Annotated in this window: 18 protein-coding genes; 5 read left to right on the plus strand and 13 right to left on the minus strand. The window is 61.9% G+C overall.

Features of this window, described 5'->3' with window-relative positions; genetic code table 11:
• Window positions 1-225 precede the first annotated feature (225 nt).
• Window positions 226-1035 carry a DUF881 domain-containing protein gene (locus BBIA_RS02845; RefSeq protein WP_033492767.1) on the minus strand — a complete coding sequence of 270 codons (810 nt, stop codon included), beginning with the start codon at window positions 1033-1035 and terminating at the stop codon, window positions 226-228.
• 148 nt (window positions 1036-1183) lie between these two features.
• On the opposite strand from BBIA_RS02845, the gene crgA reads away from it, so the two are divergent.
• Window positions 1184-1660, plus strand: coding sequence for a cell division protein CrgA (crgA, locus tag BBIA_RS02850; RefSeq protein ID WP_033492769.1), 477 nt, complete (start codon window positions 1184-1186; stop codon window positions 1658-1660).
• A 50-nt stretch (window positions 1661-1710) separates the two neighbouring features.
• Here crgA and BBIA_RS14390 read toward each other — a convergent pair whose 3' ends face one another.
• The 5 genes from BBIA_RS14390 to BBIA_RS02875 all read right to left on the minus strand — a co-directional run bounded on the left by BBIA_RS14390 (window position 1711) and on the right by BBIA_RS02875 (window position 8469).
• On the minus strand, window positions 1711-3402 hold the full coding sequence (locus BBIA_RS14390; RefSeq protein WP_033492771.1) for a THUMP-like domain-containing protein: 1692 nt from the start codon (window positions 3400-3402) through the stop codon (window positions 1711-1713).
• A gap of 171 nt (window positions 3403-3573) precedes the next feature.
• Window positions 3574-4545 (minus strand): CPBP family intramembrane glutamic endopeptidase, encoded by a 972-nt coding sequence (locus tag BBIA_RS02860; RefSeq protein WP_033492773.1) that lies wholly within the window; start codon window positions 4543-4545, stop codon window positions 3574-3576.
• A gap of 366 nt (window positions 4546-4911) precedes the next feature.
• Window positions 4912-5211, minus strand: a complete 300-nt coding sequence (locus BBIA_RS02865; RefSeq protein WP_033492775.1) for a transcriptional regulator — start codon at window positions 5209-5211, stop codon at window positions 4912-4914.
• A gap of 163 nt (window positions 5212-5374) precedes the next feature.
• Window positions 5375-6406 (minus strand): hypothetical protein, encoded by a 1032-nt coding sequence (locus tag BBIA_RS02870; protein ID WP_033492777.1) that lies wholly within the window; start codon window positions 6404-6406, stop codon window positions 5375-5377.
• Between the two features lie 1274 nt (window positions 6407-7680).
• Window positions 7681-8469, minus strand: coding sequence for a rhomboid family intramembrane serine protease (locus BBIA_RS02875; protein ID WP_033492779.1), 789 nt, complete (start codon window positions 8467-8469; stop codon window positions 7681-7683).
• Window positions 8470-8634: 165 nt separating this feature from the next.
• Between BBIA_RS02875 and BBIA_RS02880 the strand changes: the two genes are divergently transcribed.
• Window positions 8635-8889: a hypothetical protein gene (locus BBIA_RS02880; protein WP_033492780.1), complete on the plus strand. Its 255-nt coding sequence runs from the start codon at window positions 8635-8637 to the stop codon at window positions 8887-8889.
• Between the two features lie 458 nt (window positions 8890-9347).
• Here the strand turns inward: BBIA_RS02880 and BBIA_RS02885 are convergent, their stop codons facing one another.
• The 3 genes from BBIA_RS02885 to BBIA_RS02895 form a co-directional block, all read right to left on the minus strand.
• Window positions 9348-11804 (minus strand): glycogen/starch/alpha-glucan phosphorylase, encoded by a 2457-nt coding sequence (locus tag BBIA_RS02885; protein WP_033492782.1) that lies wholly within the window; start codon window positions 11802-11804, stop codon window positions 9348-9350.
• Window positions 11805-12257: 453 nt separating this feature from the next.
• Window positions 12258-13118: an ABC transporter permease gene (locus BBIA_RS02890; RefSeq protein WP_051923697.1), complete on the minus strand. Its 861-nt coding sequence runs from the start codon at window positions 13116-13118 to the stop codon at window positions 12258-12260.
• Between the two features lie 137 nt (window positions 13119-13255).
• On the minus strand, window positions 13256-14026 hold the full coding sequence (locus BBIA_RS02895) for an ABC transporter ATP-binding protein (RefSeq protein ID WP_033492784.1): 771 nt from the start codon (window positions 14024-14026) through the stop codon (window positions 13256-13258).
• A gap of 300 nt (window positions 14027-14326) precedes the next feature.
• Here BBIA_RS02895 and BBIA_RS02900 point away from each other — a divergent pair, with 300 nt between their 5' ends.
• Window positions 14327-14716 carry a sterol carrier family protein gene (locus tag BBIA_RS02900; RefSeq protein WP_081891933.1) on the plus strand — a complete coding sequence of 130 codons (390 nt, stop codon included), beginning with the start codon at window positions 14327-14329 and terminating at the stop codon, window positions 14714-14716.
• Between the two features lie 239 nt (window positions 14717-14955).
• Here the strand turns inward: BBIA_RS02900 and BBIA_RS02905 are convergent, their stop codons facing one another.
• Window positions 14956-15342 (minus strand): DUF3073 domain-containing protein, encoded by a 387-nt coding sequence (locus tag BBIA_RS02905; protein WP_033492785.1) that lies wholly within the window; start codon window positions 15340-15342, stop codon window positions 14956-14958.
• A gap of 158 nt (window positions 15343-15500) precedes the next feature.
• Here BBIA_RS02905 and trpS point away from each other — a divergent pair, with 158 nt between their 5' ends.
• Together trpS and BBIA_RS02915 are read left to right on the plus strand one after the other, a co-directional pair.
• Complete coding sequence (trpS, locus tag BBIA_RS02910; RefSeq protein WP_033492787.1) at window positions 15501-16601, plus strand: tryptophan--tRNA ligase; 1101 nt, start codon at window positions 15501-15503, stop codon at window positions 16599-16601.
• A 662-nt stretch (window positions 16602-17263) separates the two neighbouring features.
• Entirely contained in the window at window positions 17264-18874 is a 1611-nt protein-coding gene (locus tag BBIA_RS02915; protein ID WP_033492789.1) for a sodium/proline symporter, read from the plus strand.
• A 467-nt stretch (window positions 18875-19341) separates the two neighbouring features.
• Here the strand turns inward: BBIA_RS02915 and BBIA_RS02920 are convergent, their stop codons facing one another.
• The 3 genes from BBIA_RS02920 to BBIA_RS02930 all read right to left on the minus strand — a co-directional run bounded on the left by BBIA_RS02920 (window position 19342) and on the right by BBIA_RS02930 (window position 25640).
• Entirely contained in the window at window positions 19342-20658 is a 1317-nt protein-coding gene (locus BBIA_RS02920; protein WP_051923727.1) for an ISL3 family transposase, read from the minus strand.
• Between the two features lie 100 nt (window positions 20659-20758).
• Window positions 20759-24301, minus strand: a complete 3543-nt coding sequence (locus BBIA_RS02925) for an AAA family ATPase (protein WP_033494305.1) — start codon at window positions 24299-24301, stop codon at window positions 20759-20761.
• Window position 24302: 1 nt separating this feature from the next.
• Entirely contained in the window at window positions 24303-25640 is a 1338-nt protein-coding gene (locus BBIA_RS02930; RefSeq protein WP_051923698.1) for a metallophosphoesterase family protein, read from the minus strand.
• Window positions 25641-25675 lie beyond the last annotated feature (35 nt).

Below are 25675 nucleotides of genomic sequence, written 5' to 3' on the forward strand. Positions count from 1 at the left end.
AGCGGCGAGCGCGACGCGACATGTTGTCCCCGGCCGCGCCCGACGCTGCTACGCCCGACGCCGTGGCGGACGCGGCCGAATCAACCACGTCGGCCACGTCGGCCAGCGTTTCCGATGATTGCGAATACTCCATAAGTCCTGTTCCCCTTCCGATCACGGTCGCCGTGCGGGCTCCCGCACAGTCGTCCACACGATCGTCCGCACGGTCGCAGCGGCGATCGCGCGTTACTGGCCGCCACCCGCGTCGTGCTCGTCGGACGTGTCCTTCGACTCGTCCTCGGATTCCGACCCGATAACGCTGGAATACTGCAGCGACTGCAGCGACGCCACCGCCTCCGGGAATTCCAGATTATCCTTGGACTCCACTTTCCACCCTAAGCCGAACGCGCTCACGTACTGCTTGTAGATCCGCACGGCCTTCGACGCGCCAAGCGCGCGCGTCATGCCGTCGACCGGGCCGATCGCCGACACCTTGTACGGCGGCGAATACTTGCGGCCCTGCAGCAGCAGCACGTTGCCCTGGCAGATCACCGCGGAGTTGAACAAGACGCGCTGGTCCTGGATCATCATCGCCTCCGCACCGCCGGCCCACAACGCGTTCATCACGGATTCGATGTCCTCCTGATGCACCACGTAATCGTTGATGTTGGCCGCCGAGCCGTTGTTGTCGACCATGTTCTCCCACAACGGTGAATCGTCGAGCGTGACCGTGATGCCCGGCCCGTGGATCGCCTTCAAGTTCGTGCCCGAGCCGGCGCTGTTGATGTCGCCGTTCGATGAGTCCGTACCGTCGGTCGTCAGATCCTTGAGCGTATCGATTTTCGCGCTGAGCCGCTTCACGTCGTTGCTCAGCTCGGTCACGTGCTTCTGCCGCTGTTCAATCAGATCCGCGGTGTCGGACGAAATGACGGTGGTGCGATTGACGCGCACGTTCGTCGCGAGCAGGAATCCGGTGAGTGCGATGACCAGCAGTGCGGCGACGCGGCTGAACCACGGGCGCCGCACGCCGTGCTTGCCGACCGTGTGCCTCGCCATGTACCGTCCTTTCGTCGCGTGTGCGTCGCGCCGACCCCGGCCGCACCCGTCACGTGCCATCTGATGAGCCGTTTTGCCGGCGATTATTCGCTGGTTTCGAGTCTAACCACTATGATGACTTTTAGCCTAAATTAAAGGAGACATACCGATGGCAGACACCCAGCTGCACGACAACGACGAAGACACCCAGAAGGACTGGCAAGCCGACACCGCCGCGGACCAGTCCGCCGAGGACCAGACCGCGACTTCCGCCTCCGACGCCACTGACGCCGCCGACGCTTCCTCCGATGATTCCGACGACGAGAACTACGGCGTTCCGATGGACCAGGTCGAGGCCGTGCTCAACGCCACCGCCGACAAGTCGGCCATGACGCCGCAGATGCAGCGCATGATGGCCCGTCAGGAGGAGAACACCAAGCGCGTCGAAGAGACCATCAAGGGCACCAAGTCCAACCCGCGCTGGTTCGTGCCGCTGTTCTGCGCGCTCATGATCATCGGCCTGATCTGGGCGGTCTGCTACTACCTGACCACCGACTACCCGATTCCGGGCATCGGCGCGTGGAACCTGCTCATCGCGCTCGTGATCATCATGGTCGGCTTCATCATGACCATGTGGTGGCGCTGAGTCCGGCTCCCAACTTTCGGCCCTCTGCGCGGCCCTTGCCGTCCCGGTTCTTACAGCCGGCGGCAGCGCAGGATCACATGCTTGGCTCCGGCGAGCGTGGTGGCGAACAGATACGTGTCGCCGCCGTCGTTCAGCCGGAGCTTTTTGCGTAGTTGGACGGCTGTGAGCGGGAAATTGCGCACGGCGATGTTGGCTTTGGCGAGATTCGCGAGCGCTTGTTTCAGTTCCTTCTTGCCCATGCCGGTGACGGTTTCGACGGCGAACGCGCGACCGGGGAAATCAGCGATCGGCCGGGCTTCGCCGGAAACGAACAGGTGGCTGTTCGGACCGATCTGCGTGACGCCGTAGCGTTCCTCGACGAGCGCGAAGCAGCCGGCCTTCATAATCGACGCATTCGGCTCGTACAGGTACGTGATCGTCTCCGGCAGCGGCGTGCGGCCGAGCGAACGACTGGAGACGGCCTTCCCGCCATCATTTCGAGCGAAACCAGCCACCTTCCCTGTGTCATTTCGAGCGGAGCGTAGCGGAGTCGAGAAATCTTTCCGCAGACTGAGTCCCGACTCAAATCCCGCATCCCCGACTGCGAAATCGCCCGGAATGACATAGTCCAGCCGGTCACCGTCGTTGACGCAGCAGACATGGACTGTCGTATTGGTTTCGCGGTTCAGAACCAGCAGCAGTTCCTTGCATTCGTTGCCGGTGGACACGATGTGCACTTCGCCGACCGCACCGCGGAAATCGGCGACGGCCTTGCGCCAGTCGAGCATGGGGGAGAGCTTGATCATGACGTGCGGAGCGGCTGCGAGCAGCCGGTCGCGCAGGGCCAGCACGTTCGGCGTGCAGTCCTCGATGGCGACCGTTCGCCCGCCGTGCGCGTCGCGTCGCGCCGGATCGATGAAGATCAACGCGGCGGCGGTTTTATCTAAGATGCTGGCGGAGCCTCGGCCCCCTCGGCTGGGCTGAGCCGTTAAAGAAACGCCGACGGCGTTTCTAGGCGAAGGCTCGACGACAGTCGAGCCAACAGAACGCAGGCACAGCCTGTCCTCAATTGCGGTCGGGCTGTCAGCCGCAGGCTGACTGGGGGAGCGTCTACGGTTCGCCACATCGACAATCATTCCGGCCAACTGCGCTGAAGCCGATGCAACAGTGGCCAACTCACCCAGCACTGTTTCCGCATCGTCGTTGACGATCATCACGTGTTCCAGTCCCAGTGCCCGCATGTTGTGCTCGGCCAATTCGCACAGATGCTTTTGCCGTTCCACGTATATCGCCCGCTCGAATCCGCGGGCGATATACGAGAAGTCCACGCCGAACCCGCCGGTCAGGTCGATCATCGTGCCGGGGCATGCAGCCTCCTGCTGAACACGGTCAACGCCATTATCAGCAGCATCGTCCGAAGCGTTTCCGCCGGCAGCCTCGCCCGGCTCGCGGGCGGCGGCGTTCGCATTGTCAACGCATCTGCGGCACTCGCTGTCCTGCACCACACGCCGCGCCACTTCTGCCTTGTATTGCGCGGTGAACTCGGACGAGCACTGTTCCATCGAAATGTGCGGCGGGTAGATGATGTCTTCGCACGCCGCCCACTGCGGCAGTTTGGTGCGGGCCGTCTGCCATCCGGCGATCTGGTCGAGCGCCATCGGCAGATCCAGCTCGTCCGTGCGCTTGGCCTTGAGCGCCAGCTCGCGCACGTCCTCGTTTCGGTGTTCGGCGGCAAATCGGGCGGTTTCAGGCGACATCAGCATGCGTTCCAGCGTATCCGCCGCCCGGGATTGCCTCGTACGGAAGGTCCTCTCAGTCCCCGAACAACCTCCGCGAGGAAGAGCAACTGTCTCGAGGTCGGCCAAAGCCCGATGGCAAGATGATCCTCCTCGCCATCGGGCTGCCGAACATCGGCGTTAACCCACCGGCCGCCCTCACATCAGCGAGAAACCGGCGGATGCGGCCACCACGAAGTACACCGCCATCAGCAGGAACCACACCGATGTCCATCCGACGTAGCTGCCGCGCAGGGACCGATTCGCTGCAATATACTCGCGGATCGCGGCGCGGCGGCGGAACAGCAGCACCGCGGAGGCGATGTAGACCACAATCAGCACCAAGCCGATCACAGCCGCAACTTCCGTCGACTGCTTGGCCACCACTTGCGTCATGAACATGGCGAATGCATTCGTCACGCAGTGCAGTGCGACCGCCCACATCAGCGAATACTCCATCGCCACGTAGCCCAGCAGCAGACCGAGCATCACGGCAAACAGACCTTGCAGCACATCGCCGTGCATCAGGCCGAACAGCACGGCGCTGGTCGTCAGCGCGAACATCCTGCCCCGGCCTGCCAGCGAGCGCATCACCAGGCCACGGCACACGATCTCTTCCACAAGCGGACCGACCAGCACGACGGCGACCACCATCAGCCACGATTCGGAAGCCATGCCGTTGATGCCTTCCATCGATGCCGATTTCAGTTGAACGCCCACCGAACCGAGCGCCGTTTGCAACAGCATGGCGATGCTGTTGGCGATGCCTTGGATGAGGAGCATTGCGGCGATGAGCATGAGCGCACGGCGCGGGGTCATGCGCTTGCGGGAGGTTGGGGCCGACTCGCCCAGCCAGAACGTTTTGGTACAGATGAGGGGGAGCGAAGTCGCGGCGAGGATAAGCACGGCACCGGCAAAACCGATGATCTGCGCGACGGGTTGTGCGACGGCGGCGGGAATGCCGATGATCGGGGCGGCATGGTCGGCGAGCAGGCCGAAGCCCTGCATAAGCGCCATGTAGGCGATGAGCAGGATCGACGCGCGACCGACGAGGGGCCGAGCCGGTGTGCTCACGGCGGCAGCGACGGGCGGTACGGCGTCGTTCATGGGTTCAAACGTTACGGTGGTCATGATGATGGCTCCTTTGCAATGAGCGTGTGATGAGGGGGATGAAGCGCGGAAACGCGCGGAACGCGTTGTTGCGAACGCACGCTGGAAGACCAATAGCGGGAATCGGCGTCAGGTCGGGAATGGCCGGAAGCATGCGTTGCCCTCGGGAGTTTGACGATTGAGAGGCTGATTACGAGCCATGCACAGGTCAGTTTGACGATCGAGAGGCGAACTGTCGTCGTCAGGACGACGCAAGCATCCATTTCGGGGGTGATATGTGGCCGATAAGCGTGTTCATGGCGGATGCATGAGCCTCTCGATCGTCAAACCGACCTCCGCAGACCACGGATTCAGCCTCTCGATCGACAAACTGCGATGCCATCCACATCACGCCATGCCGGCGGCGATGAGCTGAAGAGCGGCGATGTGGGAGGCGAAGGCCTCGGCGCCTTCGTCGGTGAGCGACACCCAGGTGATGTCGTGGCCGTTGCGGTTGCCCGGACGCTTGTCGAGCGTGACATAGCCGTTCTCCGCCAACACCTTCAGATGCTTGGAGCACACGGCGTCGCTCACGCCGAGCATGTCGCGGATCGCGGCGAACTCGACCTCTCCGGCGCTGTGCAGCATGCCGCAGATGCGCAGGCGCATCGGCGCGTGGATCACTTCGTTGAACTGCGGTTCACTCACGATGCGCCTCCTTTCCGCGGTCCTGTCCATTGAGGGTTTCCGACATCATATTCCAGGCATGTACCGGTTGCCGGTTTGCGCTTCCCGTACTCATTCCGGGTTCCGCACACCAGCCCCGGCAACCGCCTGACGCACGAAACCCTTATCATACCGGTCACGCCGATCACGCTCCCGCCGCGATTGCGTCGCGCTGCCTGCGGTCGTAGATCCAGCCAAGCACCGAGAACAGCACCACGAACACCGCGCCGCCAACCGCCAGTTCCGTCATCGGTACTTCGGGATGCCGCGCCATGCGGCCAAGCGTGTATCCGCCAAGATACACCGGAATAAGCCACGTCGCGCACATGCCGATGTACAGCGCCCAGCAGACGCGGGTCGGCGGTTTCATGCGCAGATCGAGGTTGCTGCCGCGCGTCCAGCGAACCATGATTACCGCCATCCCGACGATGCAGACCAGGAGGAACAGCACATTGAGTAACAGCATCCATTCCTGCCGGACCACCATCTGCGCCAAGTTCGCAACGCACGCAACGACCGCCATGGCGCAGGCCGACTGGCACGGGTACAGCCACCATGGCGTGACGACCAGCTGGGCGGCTTCGCGGCGTTCGGCTTCGGGCAGCGCGCGGAACCGCGCCGTCGTCCACAGTTCGCCGTTCGCGCCGTACCGTCGCCGGCCGCCGCTGTCGAGCTGGAATTCGGCCATCGACCCGCCAGCCATGATGTAGTCGCGGGTTTCGCGGTTGACCAGTTGCGTGAGCTGCAGCGCCACCGCGCCGGATACGGCCGCAATCAATACGCCGATCCACCATGGCATCGGTATGATCATGACGACGATCGAGGCGCCGATATAAACGACGAACGCTGCGATAACGTACGCCCACCCCTTGCGCGTCGGCGGATGCGCGAACACATGAACGCCGCTTTTGGACACGCCGAACAGCAACGCCCCGATCGCACCGCACATGCTGATCAGCAGCGCGATGTACGCGATGATGAAGTATGTGTCGTTGGCGCCCAGTACGTCGAAAGCGTTGTTGCGCGTCGCCCACATGAACAGGATGACGATGGCCGTGGCGATCGCGACGACGATGTTGAACCACAGTGGTGTGGCGAATTTCCGAGCGACGGCCTCGCGGTCGGCGGTGAGGAAGGCCAGCGCGTCCGCGGCGGAGAGTCGGTCGGACGACGGCATACTGTTTCGTTGGGACGGCCGGTCCGGTCCGGAGGATGCGGCCCGGACCGCGTCATGTTGCGATTGGGCCGGCGCCGGTTTGCCGACTGCAGATGATGAGCTGGGAGAATGCGAATTATTGCGGTTCATGGTGACTTCCTTGTACTGTGCGCCGGCGTTGTTCGCCGATGATGCGCGGTGGACTGGTTATTGCGGATATGTCGTCGCACCGGCCGGGTCGGTCTCTGTCATTTCGACCGAGCGAAGCGAGTGGAGAAATCTTCTTCTTCCCGACAACGGTTCCGAATAGTTTCTCGATTCGTCTTCGCCCTGCTTGACATGACACGGACGATTGCGAGGCGGCCGCCTTGACAGACGGATGCGTGATTGTTCCTGTTGGTTGACCGGTCCGGAAGCGTTCACGGGTTGCGCATCACCATGATTGTTTCCGTTATGGAAAGTATAACGCTTTCCACCGCGGAAAGTCAAATGAGGGGCAAGCAACCGCCTTGTTCCCCAATTCGTCGGCCCGCGCACGCAGACACGCACATGACACCACCTCGCCCCTAGCTCTTGAATTGCCACAACGGCACGGTTCACACTGCGAGACGGTACATCTTGGTGAATGACCGACAAGCCATCAACCGATTGACAGCAACTTGAGTGATGAGTTATCCACAGGGTAAAACCTTGGAATTCCAAGGGGTACGCGGACTTATCCACAAGTTATCCACAGACTATCCACCAGCTATCCACCGGCAACGTAGTGGTTGTCCACCGATTTCAGGCAGTTATCCACGAGTTATCCCCATAGTTATCCACATTATGTGGAGAACTTTATCCACCGCATACTATCCACAGCACTGTGGATAACTTGTTGTGCACATTATCCACAATCCACAATCGTTGCAATTCCAACGATTTCACAAGTTATCCCCATATGCAGCAGGCAATTATCCCCCAGTTATCCACCGCTTATTCGCACTTATACCCAAGTTATCCACATCGTTATCCACCGAATGTGGAGAACTACATGTGTGTAATTATTTTCCCGACCACAAGATATAGCCATACACCTTCGCACCCGGCCATATATCCAGTGTTTTCGCCCCATCAACCCATGTTCACGGCATCATCCGCCGCACCAGACGGCGGCGTCCGCCGCATCGGCAACCTCGGCGTATTCCGCGCATATATCACACGGGCCGGCGCCGAACATCATCGTCCGGCACCGGCCCGCATCGACATCACGCCGCACGCACGTCAACGCATCGCCGCCGCATCGGCGATCCCGATCACTGCATCAGCAATCCCAGCACGCCCGCCGGATTCGCGACGTTGACCAACGCGACCAGCACGATCATCGCAACCAGCAGCGTTCCGCCGTACACGGCCGTGCGGTATGTCAGGCTCTTGCCGCGCAACGAACGCGGGCCGGACACCAGCAGCCACGTGAACAGGCCGCCGATCAGGAAGCCGCCGACGTGCGCCTGCCACGCGATATTGCTCACCACGACCGGCAGCATGAAATTGATCACCATCCACACGACCATCGAACTGATATCCGCGCCGATGCGCCGGTACACGATCAGCATCGCCGCGAACAGGCCGAACAGCGCGCCCGACGCACCGTACGCACCCGTCAGCCACTCGCCAGGCACGACCAGCGACCACAGCATCATGCCAAGCCCACCGCCAATGCCGGAAACCGCGTATAGCGCAAGGAACGGCCAGTGGCCCATGAGTTTCTCCAGCACCGGACCGACCGACCACAGTGCGAGCATGTTGAACAGGATATGCAGGATCGACGTGGGCTGATGCAGAAACAGCGACGTGACGAACGTCCACGGTCGGGTCACGGCGAACACCGGTCGGAACGTGCCCGCGCCGAGCAGCAGCGACAGTCCGGTGGGCCAGACGAACGACAGCAGCAGCTCCACAACCCACACGGCCACGCAGATCAGCAGAATGGCCGACGTGAAGACGGGCCCGTTGTCGCGCCACTGATAGCGGATGTGCCGTTTGTCGAAAATGTCGCGCAGGGGAGGGACGCCGGGGAACAGATTGAAATGATGGTTAGCCATGCTCCCCACTGTAGCGGACGGACGCGGATCGCCATCGCGACGATGGGATGCTACCGGGAAGGGTCGCGTGTAAATCCACCCAATCGTCACAAAATCCGGCCTATGATGGAGAACAGAGTTGGCTTGGATGGGCAAGCCGGCCGCACGATTGGGAAAGGAGCCGTCATGGAGAACAAGTCTTCTAACGGTTGGAAGTTCTTCGCGCTGCTGTTCGGCGCGTTGCTCGCCGGTCTGGTGGGCCTGTACATCTACAAGCAGCAGAACCCGGATTACGATCCGTGGGAGGAGCCGTGGGAGAACAGCTCCTCGCCGGTCGACCTGGGTCTGAACAAGGGCACCGAGGAGCCGGCCGCCGAGAAGGCCGCCGAAGCCGAGCCGGAAGCCGAAGCCGACAAGCCGGCCGCTGCCGCCGAAGCCTGATTTTCGACCGCATCAACGCTTCACGCAAAGCCCCGTTCCGCCGATCTTTCGATCATCGCGGAGCGGGGCTTTTGCGTATTCCCACATCGATCTCGCCTCGGCGAGTATGTCGATCGCGAATCCGCAGCGCGGCAAAACCGCCAGACCTTCGTCAAATCGCCCCGCTAACCACACCCTCAGCGCAGCAAAACGGATAGGCCTTCGTCAAGTTACCCCGCAAAACATCCTCAGCGAGGCACAACGGTTAGATCATCGTCACATTGCTACGCTAGGAGCACTCTCTGTGAGGCAAAACCGCCAGACCATCACCAAAACACCCCGCTACTGGAGTTCAGCGCAGCAAAACCGCTAGACCATATCAAAAATGCCCCGCTCGGCAATCGCCAAGCGAGGCATTTCTTCGATCTGCTATCCGCTACGCCGCGCAACCGATGCACGGCAACGGACTCATTCCGTCATCAGGCCAGCGGACCGGTGTGCCAGATACGCTCCAGGTAGTCGGTGATCGAACGATCGGAGCTGAAGTAGCCGGAGTTCGCCACGTTGAGCAGGGCCTTGCGGTTCCACTCGAGCGGCTGGCGGTACAGGGCTTCGATGTCGGACTGGATCTCAGTGTACGCGGTGAAGTCCGCGAGGGTCATGAACCAGTCCTTGGTGAGCCAGTCGGCGACGAGCGGCGCGTAGGTGTTGCGGTCGCCGTTGGAGAAGGTGCCGTCGGAAACCATGTCGATGGCGGCCTTCAGGCGCGGGTCGGCCTCGTAGTACTTGGCCGGCGAGTAACCTTCCTCGTACAGCTTGTCCACCTCGTCGACGGTCATGCCGAAGAGGAAGAAGTTCTCGGCGCCGACGCGCTCGCGGATCTCGACGTTCGCGCCGTCGAGGGTGCCGACGGTCATCGCGCCGTTGAGGGCGAACTTCATGTTGCCGGTGCCGGACGCCTCCTTACCAGCCTGCGAGATCTGCTCGTCGAGGTCGGTGGCCGGGATGAGGTGCTGGGCGAGGCGCACGTTGTAGTTCCACGGGAAGTACACGTTGAGCTTGCCCTTGACGTCCGGGTCGTTGTTGACGACGCGGGCGACGTTGTTGATGAGCTGGATGGTCATCTTGGCCAGGTAGTAGCCCGGGGCGGCCTTGGCGCCGAAGATGACGGTGCGCGGGAGCACGTCGTCGACGTTGACCTTGCCGGACTTGATGTCGGCATACTTGGCGATGAGCGCAAGGATCTTGAGGGACTGGCGCTTGTACTCGTGCAGACGCTTGACCATGGTGTTGAACATGGTGTTCGGGTCGAGCTCGAAGCCGTACTCGCGCTTCGCGTAGGCGGCGAAGTCCTCCTTGTTGGCCTGCTTGACGGCAGCGAACTTCTTGACGAACTCATCGTCCTTGGCCAGCGGCTCGAGGCCCTTGAGCAGCTCGAGGTCGCTCAGCCAGCGGTCGGTGCCGAGGCCTTCGGTGATGAGGGCGGACAGGCGCGGGTTGGCGAGGCGGATGAAGCGACGCGGGGTGACGCCGTTGGTCACGTTGGTGAACTTGTCCGGGTAGATGTCGGAGAAGTCGCGCAGGGTGACGTCCTTGAGCAGCTCGGAGTGCAGCGCGGCCACGCCGTTGACGTGGGAGCCACCGGCAGTGGCGAGGTACGCCATGCGGACCTGCGGGTTGTCACCTTCGGTGACGATGCGCATGCGGTCGATCTTCGCCTTGTCGCGGGTCTTGGTGGCCAGCTCGGCGAGGAAGTTGGTGTTGATGGCCTTGATGATCTCAAGGTGACGCGGCAGCAGCTCGCCGATCAGCTTGGCCGGCCAGACTTCGAGCGCTTCCGGCAGGAGCGTGTGGCAGGTGTAGTTGAACGTGCGGGTGGTGATGTCCCACGCGGTGTTCCAGTCGTAGCCGTACTCGTCGATGAGGACGCGCATGAGCTCCGGGATGCCGATGACCGGGTGGGTGTCGTTGAGCTGGAAGGTGATCTTGTCCGGGAAGGTGGTCAGGTCCGGCTTGTCCTGGCCCGGGTAGAACACGCGGATGGCGTCGTGGATGGACGCGGAGACGAAGAAGTACTGCTGCTCGAGGCGGAGCGCCTTGCCCTGCGGGGTGGAGTCCTCCGGGTAGAGGATCTTGGAGATGTCCTCGGCCTTGACCTTCGGCTTGACGGCGTTCAGGTAGTCGGACTTGTTGAAGGTGGCGAGGTCGAACTCGTCGTAGCTTTTGGCGGTCCACAGGCGCAGCGTGTTGACGCGGCCGGAGGCGTAGCCCGGAACCATGTAGTCGACCGGGACGGCGCGCACGGACCACTCCGGCTGCCATTCCTTGGAGCCGTCGGCCTTGGTGACGACCTTGCCGCCGAAGTTGACGCGCTGGGAGCGGTTGTAGTCGGTGTGGCCCCACGGCTCTTCGTTGGCGAGCCAGTATTCAGGCTTTTCGACCTGCTTGCCGTCCTTGTCGAACTCCTGCTTGAAGATGCCGTAACGGTACTGGATGCCGTAGCCGAAGGCGGGCACGCCGAGGGAGGCGAGGGAGTCGATGAAGCAGGCGGCGAGACGGCCGAGGCCGCCGTTGCCGAGGGCCGGCTCGTATTCGGCGTCGATGACGTCCTGCGGCTTGAAGCCGAGGCCTTCGACGGCGGCGTCGAACTGGTCGATCATGCCGGCGTTGAGCAGCGCGTTGCGCAGCTGCTTGCCCATGAGGAATTCGGCGGACAGGTAGCCGACGGCCTTGGTGTTGCCGTTGACCATGTCCTGCTGGGTCTTGAACCATGCGTCCTGCAGATAGTGGCGGACGACGAGCGACGAAGCGACGTACACGTCGGCCGGAGTGGCCTGCTCGGGGGTGACTCCCTGCGCGTACTTCAGCTGTTCGCGGATGCGGTCAGTGAACTCTTCGGTCGTGACCGGCGACTTGGGTGCGGTGATTTCAGTCATGTCCTGAACTTTCCTTCCGGTGTTGTTGTTCCTCGGCCATTATGCTCCGTTACGGTAACAGCGCATGAACAGCAAGGTGAACGCTGCCTTACGTTCTGCAATCGTTTGCATCAACGCTGCCATCATACAACACGATCCGGGACATGCAACGTAGTGTCGTCATGTCGAACTCATACATAGCGCCAGAAAATCGCGGCAAGCGCTTGCAAACGTTACGCACGACCATCCTGTTGAATCGTGCAAACCGTTGCGATAAGCGCGATATGAAACCGGTTCGATACCGGCCGTCGCAACACGCGCAGCATACGCGTCGACGACGCGCGACGACATGCGACAGTCGCGATCGGCGACCGCGCCATACGACGACATGAATCGAGCTGCGCGACGATACCGACCGCCGCGTCAGCCACGCACCATCGCATCGCGCGCACCCGCCGGCGCCCGCATCGACAATCAGTAGCGCATGTTGATGCCGTGCCGACGGCCCGACCGCATGATCAGCTGGAACAGCACGTAGCCGAGCGCGACGAACGCCGCCGACTGTCCGCACAACACCAGCCAGTCCGCCGCCGACAGCATACGGCCAGCGATCGCGTTGCGCGACATCGCAATGCCCTGCGTGATCGGCAGCAGCCGGCCCAACAGTTCCAGCGGACGCGGCAACTGGTCGACCGGCATGACCACGCCGCCAAGAAACATCATCGCATAGCCGATCAGATCGCACCACGACGCGGTTTTCGTATAGCGTACCGTCAGCGACGCCATCACCATCGTCAGCCCGTACAGGCCAGCGAACGTGACGAGCGCGATCGGAATCACGGACCACGAGAAACCGACCGGCGCGCCGATCAGCGCAAACAGCGCGACCAGAAACACGATGTCGATCGCAATGTTCACCACCGACCACGTGAGCGTTTTGACCGTGATCTGCAGCAGCATCGACGCCGGACGCAGCATGAGCTGCGTGAACGTGCCGCTCTGCTTGTCGGACGAAATCGAAACGCTCGACTCGACCACCAGCGTCGACGCCGCGTTCCAGAACAGGAAGCCGACCCAGTACGACGGGTCGGAGCCGAAGTCGGTCGCGAAGACGAACATCGCGACGACGATCGCCGTGACGGCCATCGACGACAGATAGCTGGAAATATAGACGCGCGTTTCGTCCAAATACCGGCGGACTTCCGCCACGTACAGGACAGCGAACGCGCGGAGCGGATTCGGGCGGAGGGACGATGCGGCCGACGGCGCGATGCGCGGAGCGGGACTCGCGACCGGGCGCGTTCCGGATTGCGGGAGGGACGAATGGTTGCTCATGATTGACGCTCTTCTCTATATCCATATGCGCGATATCCATGTGCGCGCGGTGTGCGATCGCCGACGATCCGCAGGGCCGTCCGGCAGACGGCGGGTGGCCGGCGGCAGGCGATGTACGGCGGAAAATCAACGGAACATCAGTTATCGCCGTCTTCATCCGCATCTGACGTCGACTCCTGATCGAAGATGCCCAACAGCACCTGTTCGAGGGATTCCGCATCGTCGCCAGACACGGCGTAATGCCTCATGAACGCGTCAAACGTGTCCGAAAACAGGGTCTGGCCGTGCTCGATCAGCACCACGTCGTCAGCGACATGCTCGATGACCTCCGACTGGTGCGACGTCATCATCACGGCCACGCCGTCGGCCAGCGAGGCACGCACGGCGTTGAGGAAATCGCGTTTGGCGACCACGTCGAGGCCGAGCGTGGACTCGTCGAGCAGCAGCACCTGCGGGCGGGGGAGCAGCGCGGTGACCAGCGCAAGCTTCTGCTGCGTGCCGCGCGACCAGTCGCCCACGCGCTTGTCCATATGCCGGCGCAGATCGAGCATGTCCAGCAGTTCGGCGCAGCGTTCGCGCGTCTCGCGGCGGCCGAACCCGTACAGCGCGCCCTGATAGTCGAGATTGTCCCAGCCCTTCAGGCTCATGTACGCGAGCGAACTGTCCTCCAGCACCGCCGACAGTCTGCGGTACAGGCCGCTGCCGTAGCTCGCGATCGGCCTGCCGTCGAGCGTCACCGCTCCGGAATCGGGCACGAGCAGACCGCACGCCATGCGCAGCAGCGTCGACTTGCCCGCGCCGTTCGGGCCGACCACGGCCGTCACGCGGCCCGGCCTGAGCCGCAGACTCACGTCACGCACCGCCCGCATGTCCCCGAACGATTTGGAAACATGCGAAATCTCAAGCATTGCGGGCTTCTTTTCTCTTGGCTTTGGAATGCACACACACAATACTCTTGAACGGGACCATATGTTGCCGGATACTTTCCAATTTCCGTCGATCACGCATGGAACGAACGCAGCGGTGCCGGCCATGGCAGAATGGTGGGCATGGCTGTGATTCGTGAACAGGATATTGAGAAGGGGCGCCAGGCTTGGGCGCAGTGGGTCGAGGCGGCACGGGCGCAGGCCGCGACGGTCGGGATTGGACGCGGGAACGCAGCCGACTTCGGCGTGAACGGAGCGGACCGCGACACTGCTGCGGGCGGCATGGGCCCCGCACACGGAACGGACGCCGCACACACAACAAACGCAACACAGGACAGCACCGACGTGGGGGAGACGGCGGCTTTGTCGATCAGTCCGGAGCTGCCGCGGCCCGTGTGGGCGATGGCGGTGCGGTACACACTGTTCCTGCTGGAACGCCGCGCTCCCGGCCCGGGCGTGGAAGTGCGCGTCGCACCGTGGGGCGCGATCAAAATCCTCGACGGACCGGCATCCGACCCGCACAATCTCACCCCGCCTGACGTCATCGAACTCGAACCGGACGTCTGGCTGCGGCTCGCGGCAGGTATCACCACATGGGCGCAGGAAAAGAATGCCGGACACATCACCGCCGTCGGCGAACGAGACGATCTGAGCGACCTGCTGCCGCTGTGATCCGGTTCTTCACATTGTTGCGCGAATGACCATCCGGCCAACTTGCATCAGCACCGCACAACCACGGTTCATGCAGCGAGACGAGCGCAACCATCCATCAGCAATGGCGTCAAAACACACCTCGGACGCACAGAGCTTCGCAGCGAAATCAGGTACAACGAAACGACCGTCGCGGATCGTGACAATCATGCCAGCAATCACGCGACGGTCTAAAGCAAGCGCATGAAACGATACCGGCGTTACTTCTTCGGCTTAAGCGCACTCGGCACCGGCATCGGGATCGGCTTGTGCGGCTTCGGAGCGACAGGCTTGGCAGCCGTCACAGGGAACTCGCCGCTGGTCGCCTTCGCGGCGGCCTCGGCGGCCCACTTGGCGTACTCGTCGAGATCGTCGTCGCTCACGGTCGACGCGGACGACGACACACCGGACTGCACGTCCGAATCAGCGTCCGTATCGTGATCATGCGCATACTGCGCTTCGATATCGGCGAACGGATCAGGCGAACCCACGCCCGGCTCCTGCGAGCTCAGCTCCTTCGCGAGCTCGTCGTAATCAGTGTCAGTGGTCAAATACTTGAGCTTCCGGGCAATTTTCTGCTGCTTGGCTTTCTGACGTCCGCGGCCCATGTGACCCCCTGAATAATTACTGTACGTGTTGATTCATCACATAAGAGAGTACCACTTGTTTGCCGCGCCATGCTTGTCGTCTCGGACTTTTACGATAAAAGCGATATTTTTCAGGTGTTTCAACACGCGCGAACACACGCAAAGGCGGGACAACGACAATGACGGATGAGACCCAAGAACAGCAGCTGACTGCGGCCGGCAACGAAATGAGCGCGAGCTTCCTCGCAGCGAAGAAGCGCTCCGACGAAACGCTCGCCAAGCTCGAAGCCAACCCGGGCAAATTCACCATGCTCACCGGCGACCGTCCGACCGGACGTCTGCATCTCGGACACTACTTCGGCTCCATCCGCGAACGCGTCGCCATGCAGGAACGCGGCGTGAACACCAACATCATCATCGCCGACTATCAGGTCATCACCGACCGCGACACCACCGAGCACATCCAGGACAACGTGCTCAACCTCGTGCTCGACTACATGGCCGCAGGCATCGACCCGAAGAAGACCATGATCTTCACGCACTCCGCCGTGCCGGCCGAAAACCAGCTGCTGCTGCCGTTCCTGTCGCTCGTCACCGAGGCCGAGCTGCACCGCAACCCGACCGTCAAGTCCGAAATGGAGGCGTCGGGCCACGCGCTGACCGGCCTGCTGCTCACCTACCCGGTGCATCAGGCGTGCGACATCCTGTTCTGCAAGGCGAACGTCGTGCCGATCGGCAAGGACAACCTGCCGCACGTCGAAATCACGCGCACCATCGCGCGCCGCTTCAACGAGCGTTACGCGAAGAAGCACCCGGTGTTCCCGGAGCCGGCCGCAATCCTGTCGGACGCGCCGGAAATCCCGGGCCTCGACGGACGCAAGATGAGCAAGTCGTACGGCAACTCGATCATGCTCGGCGCCACCGCGGAGGAAACCGCCAAGCTCATCAAGAAGAGCCCGACCGACTCCGAGCGCCGCATCACGTTCGATCCGATCGCCCGCCCGCAGGTGTCCGCGCTGCTGACCACCGCGGGACTCGTGACCGGGCGCGACCCGAAGGAGATCGCCGAGGAGATCGGCGAGGCCGGCGCCGGCGCGCTCAAGGCGTACGTGATCGAATCCGTGAACAACTTCCTCGCGCCGCATCGCGAGCGCCGCGCCGAACTGGCAAAGGACATGGATTACGTGCGCGACGTGCTGCACGACGGCAACGCGCGCGCGAACGCCATCGCCGAGGAAACCCTCGAGCAGGTGCGCGAGGCCATGGGCATGAAGTACTGAAAACCCGGAAGCACTGTTTCTTGTTTGGCATGATGGCCCGATCCCAGGGTGCTGGGGGTCGGGCCATCCCTATTTGGCCGTTGACTTCGTTTTTTGCTGGTATCTGCAATCTGTGAGGCAGTTTTGGCAGGTTGCATGTCTCTATCTGCGATCTGTGAGGCATCCACCGCTGCAACAGGCATGGCAAAACCACAATTCCTACCCTCAATTTCAACGTTTTATCCGTTTGATCTGGGAATCACTGCCTCACAGATCGCAAGTAGAGGCGTGCAGAATCGAAAAACTGCCTCACAGATCGCAGATAGTGGATGCTTGGAATGCGTTTGGCGTTCATCACCATCCATGCATGCGCATCAAACGCATCGATTATGTAGATTGTCGATACATGACAATTTGAACGCATCGCAGCTGCCGCCTCGATCGAACCGCCCCATCGCTCTGGCCTTATACATGGTCCTCCAACCCGCTTTAGGCCGCAGAGGGCGGAACCCGAACATTACGGCCCACAGTGCGAGACACAACGGTCCGCTTCGTGATTTTGTCGGTACATTGGCGACAACCACTGGTTCGTCGCCTTTGCTCATCCGAATCCCTCACCTTTTAATACCGAACAGGGGAATCGTCCAATACGCCGACGAACACCAAGAAGAGACAGGAAGAACATGGGCCTTAACGATTTTTGGATTCTCTTGGCGATGGGCATCTACTTCGCCGCGATGCTCTCGGTCGGATTCGTGTTTTCGAAGCGTTCCAACTCCTCGTCCCAAGAGTATTTCGCCGGCGGCCGCGGCGTGGGCCCGTGGCTCACCGCCCTGTCCGCCGAGGCCTCCGACATGTCCGGCTGGCTGCTCATGGGCCTGCCCGGTCTTGCGTATTTTACCGGCGCGGCCGACCCGATGTGGACCGCGATCGGCCTAGCCGTCGGCACGTACCTCAACTGGAAACTCGTCGCGCGGCGTCTGCGCCGCTACTCGGTGGTGGCCGGCGACGCGATCACCATCCCCGACTTCTTCTCCAAGCGCTTCCATGACCGCGAAAACATCCTCTCCACCATTGCCGCATTCATCATTCTCGTGTTCTTCTGCGTGTATGTCGGCAGCTGCTTCGTGACGGTCGGCAAGCTGTTCGCCACCCTGTTCGGGTTCGACTACCACCTCATGATGATCCTCGGCGCGATGGTCGTGTTCGTGTACACCATCGTCGGCGGATACCTGTCGGTAGTGGTGACCGATTTCATCCAGGGCATGCTCATGTTCTTCGCGCTGGCCGTAGTGTTCGTCGGTTCGGTCGCCTCGGCGGGCGGCATCGGCAACACGGTCGCGTTCCTGCGCGCCATTCCGGGCTTCCTGTCGGGCACCGAGGTCGCGGTGCCGACGCTCAACGACCTCGGCGAGCAGATCATCCGCGACGGTCAGGCCGTGTTCTCCTCGCCGCGCGACTACGGCATCATCACCATCGTGTCGATGATGGCGTGGGGACTTGGCTATTTCGGCATGCCGCAGGTGCTCGTACGATTCCTGTCGATCCGCAGCGTGGAGGAGATCCGCAAGTCGCGCATCATTGCGACCTCGTGGTGTGTGCTCTCGCTGGCGTGCGGCGTGTGCATCGGCTTGGTGGGCCGCGCGATGCTGCCGACTGAATTCCTCACGCAGGCCAGTGCGGAGAACGTGTTCATCGTGATCGCGCAGACGCTGCTGCCGAGCTTCATATGCGGCGTGGTGGTGTCGGGCATTTTCGCCGCGTCGATGAGCTCGTCGTCGTCCTACATGATCATCGGCGCGTCCGCGATGGCGGAGAACCTGTTCCGCGGCGTGGTGCACCGCCGCGCGACCGACCGGCAGGTGATGATGGTGGCTCGCGCCACGCTCGTACTCATGTTTGTGTTCGGCGTGATCGTGGCCTACGACCAGAACTCCTCGATTTTCCAGGTTGTTTCGTACGCGTGGGCCGGTCTCGGCGCCTCGTTCGGCCCGCTTATTCTGTGCTCGTTGTATTGGCGCCGTACGAACCGTCCGGGCGCGATCGCAGGCATGCTGGTGGGGACGGCGACTGTGCTGATCTGGCATGAGTTCGTCAAGCCGCTCGGCGGCGTGTTCGCGATCTACGAGCTGCTGCCTGCGTTCGTGCTGTCGTTGGCAGCGATCGTGGTGGTGTCGCTGGCCACCGCCGCGCCGAGCGACGAGGTGCTCTACGAGTTCGACCACTATCTCGATCCGATCGGCACGATGGACGAGGATGGTCTCATCACCGCCGAGGTGGTGGACGAGCGGTAGTCGGGTTCGTGGCGGCTGGTACTTTGCCGGACCTAATGGGCTCTTCCGATTTTGGTGTGTAAGGGCCGTGCGGTTTCGTTCGGTGTGTGATTGAAAAAGTGAAGGAAACCGCGCGGTTTGGTAACGGGTCTAGCGCGTTTGATGGCCGGGTCTTGCTTGGTTTGGACAGGCTGCGTTTGAATCCCGTCTCGCAAAGGCATGTGGTGTCGGGCTCACGAGTGGGAGTGTGGCTGATCGGCGATGGGTTATGACTACCCTTCAGTCACTTCGTGACAGCTCCCCCGACAAGGGGAGCTAAGAAAAAGGAATACAGCAAGCAGCAATGTAAGCCCGACAGAGTGCTAGCAGGTCGATAGCCGGTCATGCGCGCATCGACTTGCGAATGCGACCGGTGGCCCAATGGAGATCCGGCGGATGGGCGGGGGGACTGAAGGGGCTCTTCGCATTTTGGTGTGTAGGGGTGGTGGTTAGAGGTGGGTTTGGATGGCGTGTTTGAATCCGCCGGTGTGGAGTAGGCTTCTGGTGATGTAGTTGTCGAGGTTGCGGAAGCCGAGGGCGATGCCTCTGAGGGTTTCGAGTCGGCCGTTGATGGCCTCGGTGGGCCCGTTCGCCCCGTGGGGGTGGTCGAAGAACGCGAGGATGTCGCTCATGCGTCGTTTGAGGGTGCGGCCGAGCGTGGCGAGTTCGGGGCATCCTGGTGTCGCGCCTTTGACGGCGAGGGATTCGATGAGTTCGGCCATCATGCCCCGGCCTTTCCCGCGGTCTTCCCGCGCGTAGCAGTCGATGATCTTCTGGTAGGCGCCGTGCGCGAGGGCGAGCGGCTTGTTCGCGGGGTCGGCGAGCAACAGGTCGACCCGGGCTTGTTGCCTGTCGGTTCTCAGGCTGGCGGTTTTCAATAGGATTCGTCTGCCCTTGTAGAGCGGGTCCGTTCTGGTGCCGCGTCGTCCCGTGGCCTCGTGTTGGAGCCGGCAGCGCACGGCGGTGAGCTTGTCACCAGCGAGTTTGACGATGTGGAACGGGTCGAGGATCTCCACGGCGTGGGGCACCTGGCGCGCGGCGGCTTTCTTGTATCCGGCGAACGCGTCCATCGCGATTTCCTTGACTTGGTCACGGAATGATTGCGGGCGTTCCTCCAACCATCGGGCGAACGCCTTCTCGCTTCTGCCTTCGACCATGTCGAGCAGGCGGGCCGGCCGGCCCGTCCTCCTGGGAGTGAGGTCCACGATAACGGTCACGTACCGGCTGCCCGTGCGGGTGTGCCGCCATACGTGCTCGTCCACGCCGATCGATTCCACGCCGTCCAACCGGCGTGGATCGGCGACCAGCACGTCCATGCCTTTCTCCAATACGGCCCGGTTCAACGCACCCCACGAGCAGTGCAGGTCACGGGCGCATGCGAGCACGCTCTTCGATTTGAGCACGACCTCGGCAGCGGCCCACCACACCGCCGCGTCCGTCAAACGTCTGCCCTCGTCGGCTATGCGAGTCAGGTCGTCCGTCCACGAGCACGCGCACGCCACGCACTCATAGCGTCTGACCCGCACCATCAAATGCACGGCGTGCTGGCCGACGGGCGTGTGCGCGAACCGGCGCCGCCACGAGGAACGCACGCGGCCCATAGCACCGCAATCACGGCAGTATCGCACGGTCTCGTCCGCCGGCTCGCAGCCGATCAGCCACACTCCCGCCCGCGAACCTGACACCACGTGCCTCTGCGAGACGGGATTCAACCCCAACCTGTCCAAGCCAAGCAAGACCCGACCATCGAACGCGCTAGACTCAATACCAAGCCGCGCGGTTTCATTCACTTTTTCAATCACACACCGAATCAAACCGCACGGCCCTTACACGCCAAAATGCGAAGAGCCCAATATCGTACGTGTGTCAGGCGATGACGTCGAGGCGGCTTGCGCCGTCGGGCGTGACGCGGCTGACGGCGATGCGCTCGGCGATCTGGTCTTTGAGCCAGTCGACGTGCGAAATGATGCCGATGTCCCTGTTGCGGGAGATGCGGTGCAGCATGTCCACCACATCATTCAGGTATTCGCTGGACAGCGAGCCGAAGCCTTCGTCCACGAACAGCGTGTCCATAGCCACGCCGCCGTTTTCCGCTTGGATGATGTCGGCGAGTGCCAGGGCGAGCGCCAGTGAGACGAAGAACGTTTCTCCGCCGGACAGGGTGACGGGGTTGCGCTCCTGTTCGGTGCGCCGGTCGAACACGGTGATGGCCAGTCCGAGTTTTTTGTTGCGGCCGGCGGATGCGTCCGCATGGTCGTCGAGTCGCAGCTCGTAGATGCCGCCTTGGATGTCGGCCAGCAGTTCGTTCGCCCGGTCGAGCACGTCGCGGAACCGCGCGGTGACGGCGTAGGTGATCAGGGACATTTTTCGCTTGGCCATTGATACGGAGTTCGTTTCGGCGTTCGACAGTGCGGACATGGATTGCAGCGGCTCGAACCGCTCCCTGAGCTTTTGCCACGAGTCGGCATGATTATCAAGGTCGTGCAGCGCGCGCTCCCAGCTGTCGCCGAGCGTGCGGATGCTTCCGTATTCGGTGTTGGCCATGTTCAGCCGGTCGCCGGCCTGTTGCTGTGCGATGCGGAACGTCTCGACGTCGAGCGCGGCGATGGCGTTGCCCAGCGCGGTGAACGTACCGTCGTCGCGGACGGATACCGGTCCGACGGCAGGCGCATCGAGGTCGGAATCGTTTGCATCATGCTCCGCAACGTTTGCATCATGCGTGCGCGTGGTCCGCGTGGCTTGGCTGGTTTCGTCGATTGTGGACGACGGATCGGGCAGCTGCAATGCCGAACGCATGTCGCCGCCCAATCCGGAAACAAGGACGTGCAGCGTGGCGCGGGAACGGTTGAGATTGGCCCGTGCCGTCGTCATCCGATCCTGATACCGGTCGACCCGTTCGCGCAGTTCGGCTGCGACCTCGTCCGTCAAACAGGCCTGCCACGCATCCTCCACGGAGTCGAATCGACTGTCGCGCACCAAATCGGCCAGGATGCGCTCCGTCTCGCTAAGAGCGTGCGTCAGGGCGTCCACTTGGGTCTGTTGCTCGATGCGACGCTTGTCCAGCGCGTCGTATTCGTTGATGCGACGCTGCAGTTGTTCGGCATGTTTGCCCTGTGCTTCGGCTTCGGCAAGCCTGTGCCGCGCCAGTTCGCGATCCTGCTGCACCGAAGCCGTCGTATAGCCTTCGGCACGCCGGCGATCGGCTTCCATGCGCTCGCGGGTGGCGCGCTCGTCCGTTTCGGCGCCAGTCTGCTGTTTTTCCGCGGCCGCCACGGCTTCGATGGCTGCGCTGACCGCTTTTTTGATGCGAGTCAGTTCTTCTCGCTTTTTGCGCACTTCGTCCAGTTCGGCGATTCTCTGTTGCAGTTCGTCGATGCGTTGTTGGGCTTCCTCGGTGGAAAGCGATTCGGCCTGCTGCCGTTCGGATTCTAACGTGCCGTTCGACTGCTGCAGTTGGAGGTACGCGTCTTGGGTGTGCTTGCGGGCGTGCTCGAGCCGTTCCTTGAGCGATTCCAGTTCGCGGCTGCTGTGTTCACCGTCCGGTCTGACGGCGAGTTTCGGATGATGCTCGCTGCCGCACACCGGGCATGCTTCGCCCTCGACCAGACCTTCGGCATACTGCGCCGCACCGGAGTCTCTGATCGACTGTTCCACCAGGTGCACGGTGCGCTCGGCGTCATGTTCTGCTTGCTGGGCTTCGTCGAGCTGCCGCTGTTGCGCGGGGATCAGAACCGTCAGCTGTTCGGCGCGTCGAGCGTGCTGCAGCAGTTCCTCGCCGTGCGCGAGCTGGTCTCGAAGTCCCTGTGCTCCGCCAAGACGCTGATCCGTGTTCTGGATTTCTTCGTCCAGCGATTCTGGCGACGGCATGTGCTCCAGCGCGGTTTGCTGATCCTGTACCTCGGCCTGCGCCTTGGCCAGCATGTTGAGAGCCTGAGCATGACGTTGCCGCGACTGTTCGGCCTCGGCGATGAGACGTTCATGCGCGTCGGCCTGTTCCAGATCCTTGCGCGCGGCTTCCGCGCCGGCAGCGGCTTTGACCGCCTGCTCACGTTCGTCCGCCATCGACTGGCGGGCGGGATAGACGTGAAGCTCGTCCGTCGTGACGCTGAGTTGTCGCTTGTGCTGTTCGAGTTCGTCGAGCTGCTTGGTCCGCTCACGTTGCTGCGCGACGATGGGTTTGGCCTCGTCGCTGCGATCAAGTGATCGCCGGTCGGCTTCGACGCCGTCATGCTGGCTGTTGAGATTCAGCAGCGCATGAAGATCAGACGCTTCCTGATCCGCACGTTCGCGCAGACTCTCGGCGGTTTGGCTGAGCAGCCGCGCATGTTCGGCGGCATGTTCGGCTTCTTCCACCGCGCGTTTGCCGTCCGTTATGCGTTGGGTGAGCATGGTGCTCACCATGCCGGTCGTTCTGCTGATAATGGCGCGAATCTGCTCCGGCGAACGCAGCGGAATGCTGATCGTTCCGGTATCGGTCAGGCCCCACGGCGCATTATCTGAGATCAGGGGAACCGTTTTGTTCGTATCGTGCGTGCCGTCTGCATGGTCGGACGCACCGGCATTATCGGTTGCGTCGATGCTGTCGTTCGTGTCGTTGATGCCATTATTGTCAGAAGATTCGTCGGATGATGTGTTCCCGGCCGGTTGATTGATACTGCCGATCTGACGGGCGACGCTGCGGGCGTGCGTAATACTGGAAACCAGTGCCGTGTCACTGTTCGCGACATCCTTGCGCATGGCATTGCACCGGTCCTTAAGCTCGTCCTGAATCTGCTGGTAGACCTCGGCGCCAAGCAGGTCCTTGACGAGATTGGTGCGATCTTCGGGGTTCATGCGCAGGAAGGCGGAGAACTGGCCCTGCGCCAGCATGATGGTTCTGCCGAACTGCCTGCGATCAAGACCGATGATGCGCGTGATTTCCTCACCCGCCTCCTTTTCCCGGGTGGTGATCTCCGTGCGGTGGTTCGCCTCTTCGACATAGTCGAAATACCGTTGCGGATCGTTGACGGCGGTCTTAGCCAGATCGGCAATACCCGGATCAATGCGCATCAGACTGACCTTGGAGGCATGGTTCGTGAATCCTGTGCCATTGGCCTTTGGCTGTTCGTATGCCGGATAGCGGCGGACCTCATAGTATTCATCGCCGGATTTGAACATCAGATCGACATAGGTTTCCGTACGGTCGTTCATCAGGAACCGGGAGCGGAAGCGCTGCTTGGATTCGCCGTCCTCGCCGTTCGACGTCGCGCCGTACAAGGCAAAGGTGAGACAGTCGAGAATCGTGGTTTTTCCGGCACCGGTCTCACCATCGATCAGAAACATGTGCGAACTGGTCAACGCGGCGAAATCAATCGCAAATTCCCCCTTGTACGGGCCCACTCCCTGAAACTTCATGGCGATCAGCTTCATGTCAACGCTCCTTTGCCGTCGTATCGTCGTTCTTCGCCGTATCGTCGGCGTTTCCGTCTCCCGCATACTCGGCGCGGCTGTTGCGCACGCTTTCCACCGCATGCTCCAGCACGGCACGCTCCTCGTCATTCGGAGTGCGATCAAGCTGGTCGTAGACGAACCGATCAAGTACTTCCATCTCGGAAGTGACCTTACGCAGATCAACGGTTTTCCTTCGACTGCTATCGGCCCGCCGATCGTACACCAGGTTCTTCTCCAGCGCGTGCGGGTACCAATCGTCGATCTTCTGGTATATTCCCTGCGGGAACTCGCTGACATGCACGGTGACGGACACCCAGTCATCACGATGGCGTTGGCGGGTTTTCTCGTCTTGGATTTCCTCAACGCTGCCTTCGACCTGCGCAAACGCCGGCTCATCGGACTCAACGGGCAGCGTATACAGATTCTCAATGCCGCGACTGCTGGCGTCGAACACGACGACGCTTTTTCCATTGCCGGCAACAGGCGGGTTATGGCCCTCGGAGAACGAATAGGCGAGCAACGAACCACTGTACCGGGCTTGAGGCGTCCGATCATATGCAAACACGGAATCCGCCGCGTCCAATACTGGAATCCGCACCTGCTGCGGGCGATGCAAGTGACCGAGCGCCAGATAATCAAGCCCGGAATTGGAGAACAGACCGGCCGGCACGCTGTCCACGCCGCCCACCGTGATCGCGCGCTCCGAATCACTGGACTGCGCGCCGCCGACGAACGCATGCGCCATCAATATGGCGGGCATGTCCGGGCGCGAAACGCGGCGTTCGGCAAGATCGCGAGTGACCAGTTGCAATGCGGCGCGCATCATGCCCTCATGCGAGCGGGGGATGGTCCAGTCGACGCCGCGGGATTCCAATATGCCCTGCAGCTGCGAACGCGCCGCATCGGGATCCAGATACGGCAGCGCATAGACGGCCATCGATTCGTTGCCTCGGTCAATGATTACCGGCTCGGCAATGTCGTCGATGCGACAGCGCATGTGGATGTTCGGTTGCATGAGCGCGGATCCTGCATCGAGACGAACGGCGGAATCGTGATTGCCGGGCGTGATGACGATTTCCAGCGACTCGCCGTCGACCACCGTTCTGCCGAGCCGGACGAACATCTCATTGAACAGCTGCACCGCATCGCCTGACGGCATGGACTGGTCGTACACGTCGCCGGACACGCACAACACCTGCACATGCTCGCGTTCGATCACGCCGATCAGCCATTCCAACGCGTTGCGCTGATACTCGAGCAGGCTCAATCCCTTGAACCTGCGACCGATATGCCAGTCGGATGTGTGCAATACCCGCATGTCCGTCTCCTTGCATGTCTCGTGTGTTCCGCTTC

The sequence above is a fragment of the Bifidobacterium biavatii DSM 23969 genome (assembly GCF_000741165.1).
GTDB classification, from domain to species: domain Bacteria; phylum Actinomycetota; class Actinomycetes; order Actinomycetales; family Bifidobacteriaceae; genus Bifidobacterium; species Bifidobacterium biavatii.

Bases quoted from the DNA above. Each gene is read 5' to 3' on its own strand.
- BBIA_RS02870 (WP_033492777.1), bottom strand. From the start codon at position 6,406: ATGCCGTCGTCCGACCGACTCTCCGCCGCGGACGCGCTGGCCTTCCTC.
- BBIA_RS02915 (WP_033492789.1), top strand. From the start codon at position 17,264: ATGGGCCTTAACGATTTTTGGATTCTCTTGGCGATGGGCATCTACTTC.
- BBIA_RS02930 (WP_051923698.1), bottom strand. From the start codon at position 25,640: ATGCGGGTATTGCACACATCCGACTGGCATATCGGTCGCAGGTTCAAG.
- BBIA_RS02900 (WP_081891933.1), top strand. From the start codon at position 14,327: ATGGGCCCCGCACACGGAACGGACGCCGCACACACAACAAACGCAACA.
- BBIA_RS02875 (WP_033492779.1), bottom strand. From the start codon at position 8,469: ATGGCTAACCATCATTTCAATCTGTTCCCCGGCGTCCCTCCCCTGCGC.
- BBIA_RS02845 (WP_033492767.1), bottom strand. From the start codon at position 1,035: ATGGCGAGGCACACGGTCGGCAAGCACGGCGTGCGGCGCCCGTGGTTC.
- BBIA_RS02905 (WP_033492785.1), bottom strand. From the start codon at position 15,342: ATGGGCCGCGGACGTCAGAAAGCCAAGCAGCAGAAAATTGCCCGGAAG.
- trpS (WP_033492787.1), top strand. From the start codon at position 15,501: ATGACGGATGAGACCCAAGAACAGCAGCTGACTGCGGCCGGCAACGAA.
- BBIA_RS02880 (WP_033492780.1), top strand. From the start codon at position 8,635: ATGGAGAACAAGTCTTCTAACGGTTGGAAGTTCTTCGCGCTGCTGTTC.
- BBIA_RS02860 (WP_033492773.1), bottom strand. From the start codon at position 4,545: ATGACCACCGTAACGTTTGAACCCATGAACGACGCCGTACCGCCCGTC.
- BBIA_RS02885 (WP_033492782.1), bottom strand. From the start codon at position 11,804: ATGACTGAAATCACCGCACCCAAGTCGCCGGTCACGACCGAAGAGTTC.
- BBIA_RS14390 (WP_033492771.1), bottom strand. From the start codon at position 3,402: ATGCTGATGTCGCCTGAAACCGCCCGATTTGCCGCCGAACACCGAAAC.
- BBIA_RS02890 (WP_051923697.1), bottom strand. From the start codon at position 13,118: ATGAGCAACCATTCGTCCCTCCCGCAATCCGGAACGCGCCCGGTCGCG.
- crgA (WP_033492769.1), top strand. From the start codon at position 1,184: ATGGCAGACACCCAGCTGCACGACAACGACGAAGACACCCAGAAGGAC.
- BBIA_RS02895 (WP_033492784.1), bottom strand. From the start codon at position 14,026: ATGCTTGAGATTTCGCATGTTTCCAAATCGTTCGGGGACATGCGGGCG.
- BBIA_RS02925 (WP_033494305.1), bottom strand. From the start codon at position 24,301: ATGAAGCTGATCGCCATGAAGTTTCAGGGAGTGGGCCCGTACAAGGGG.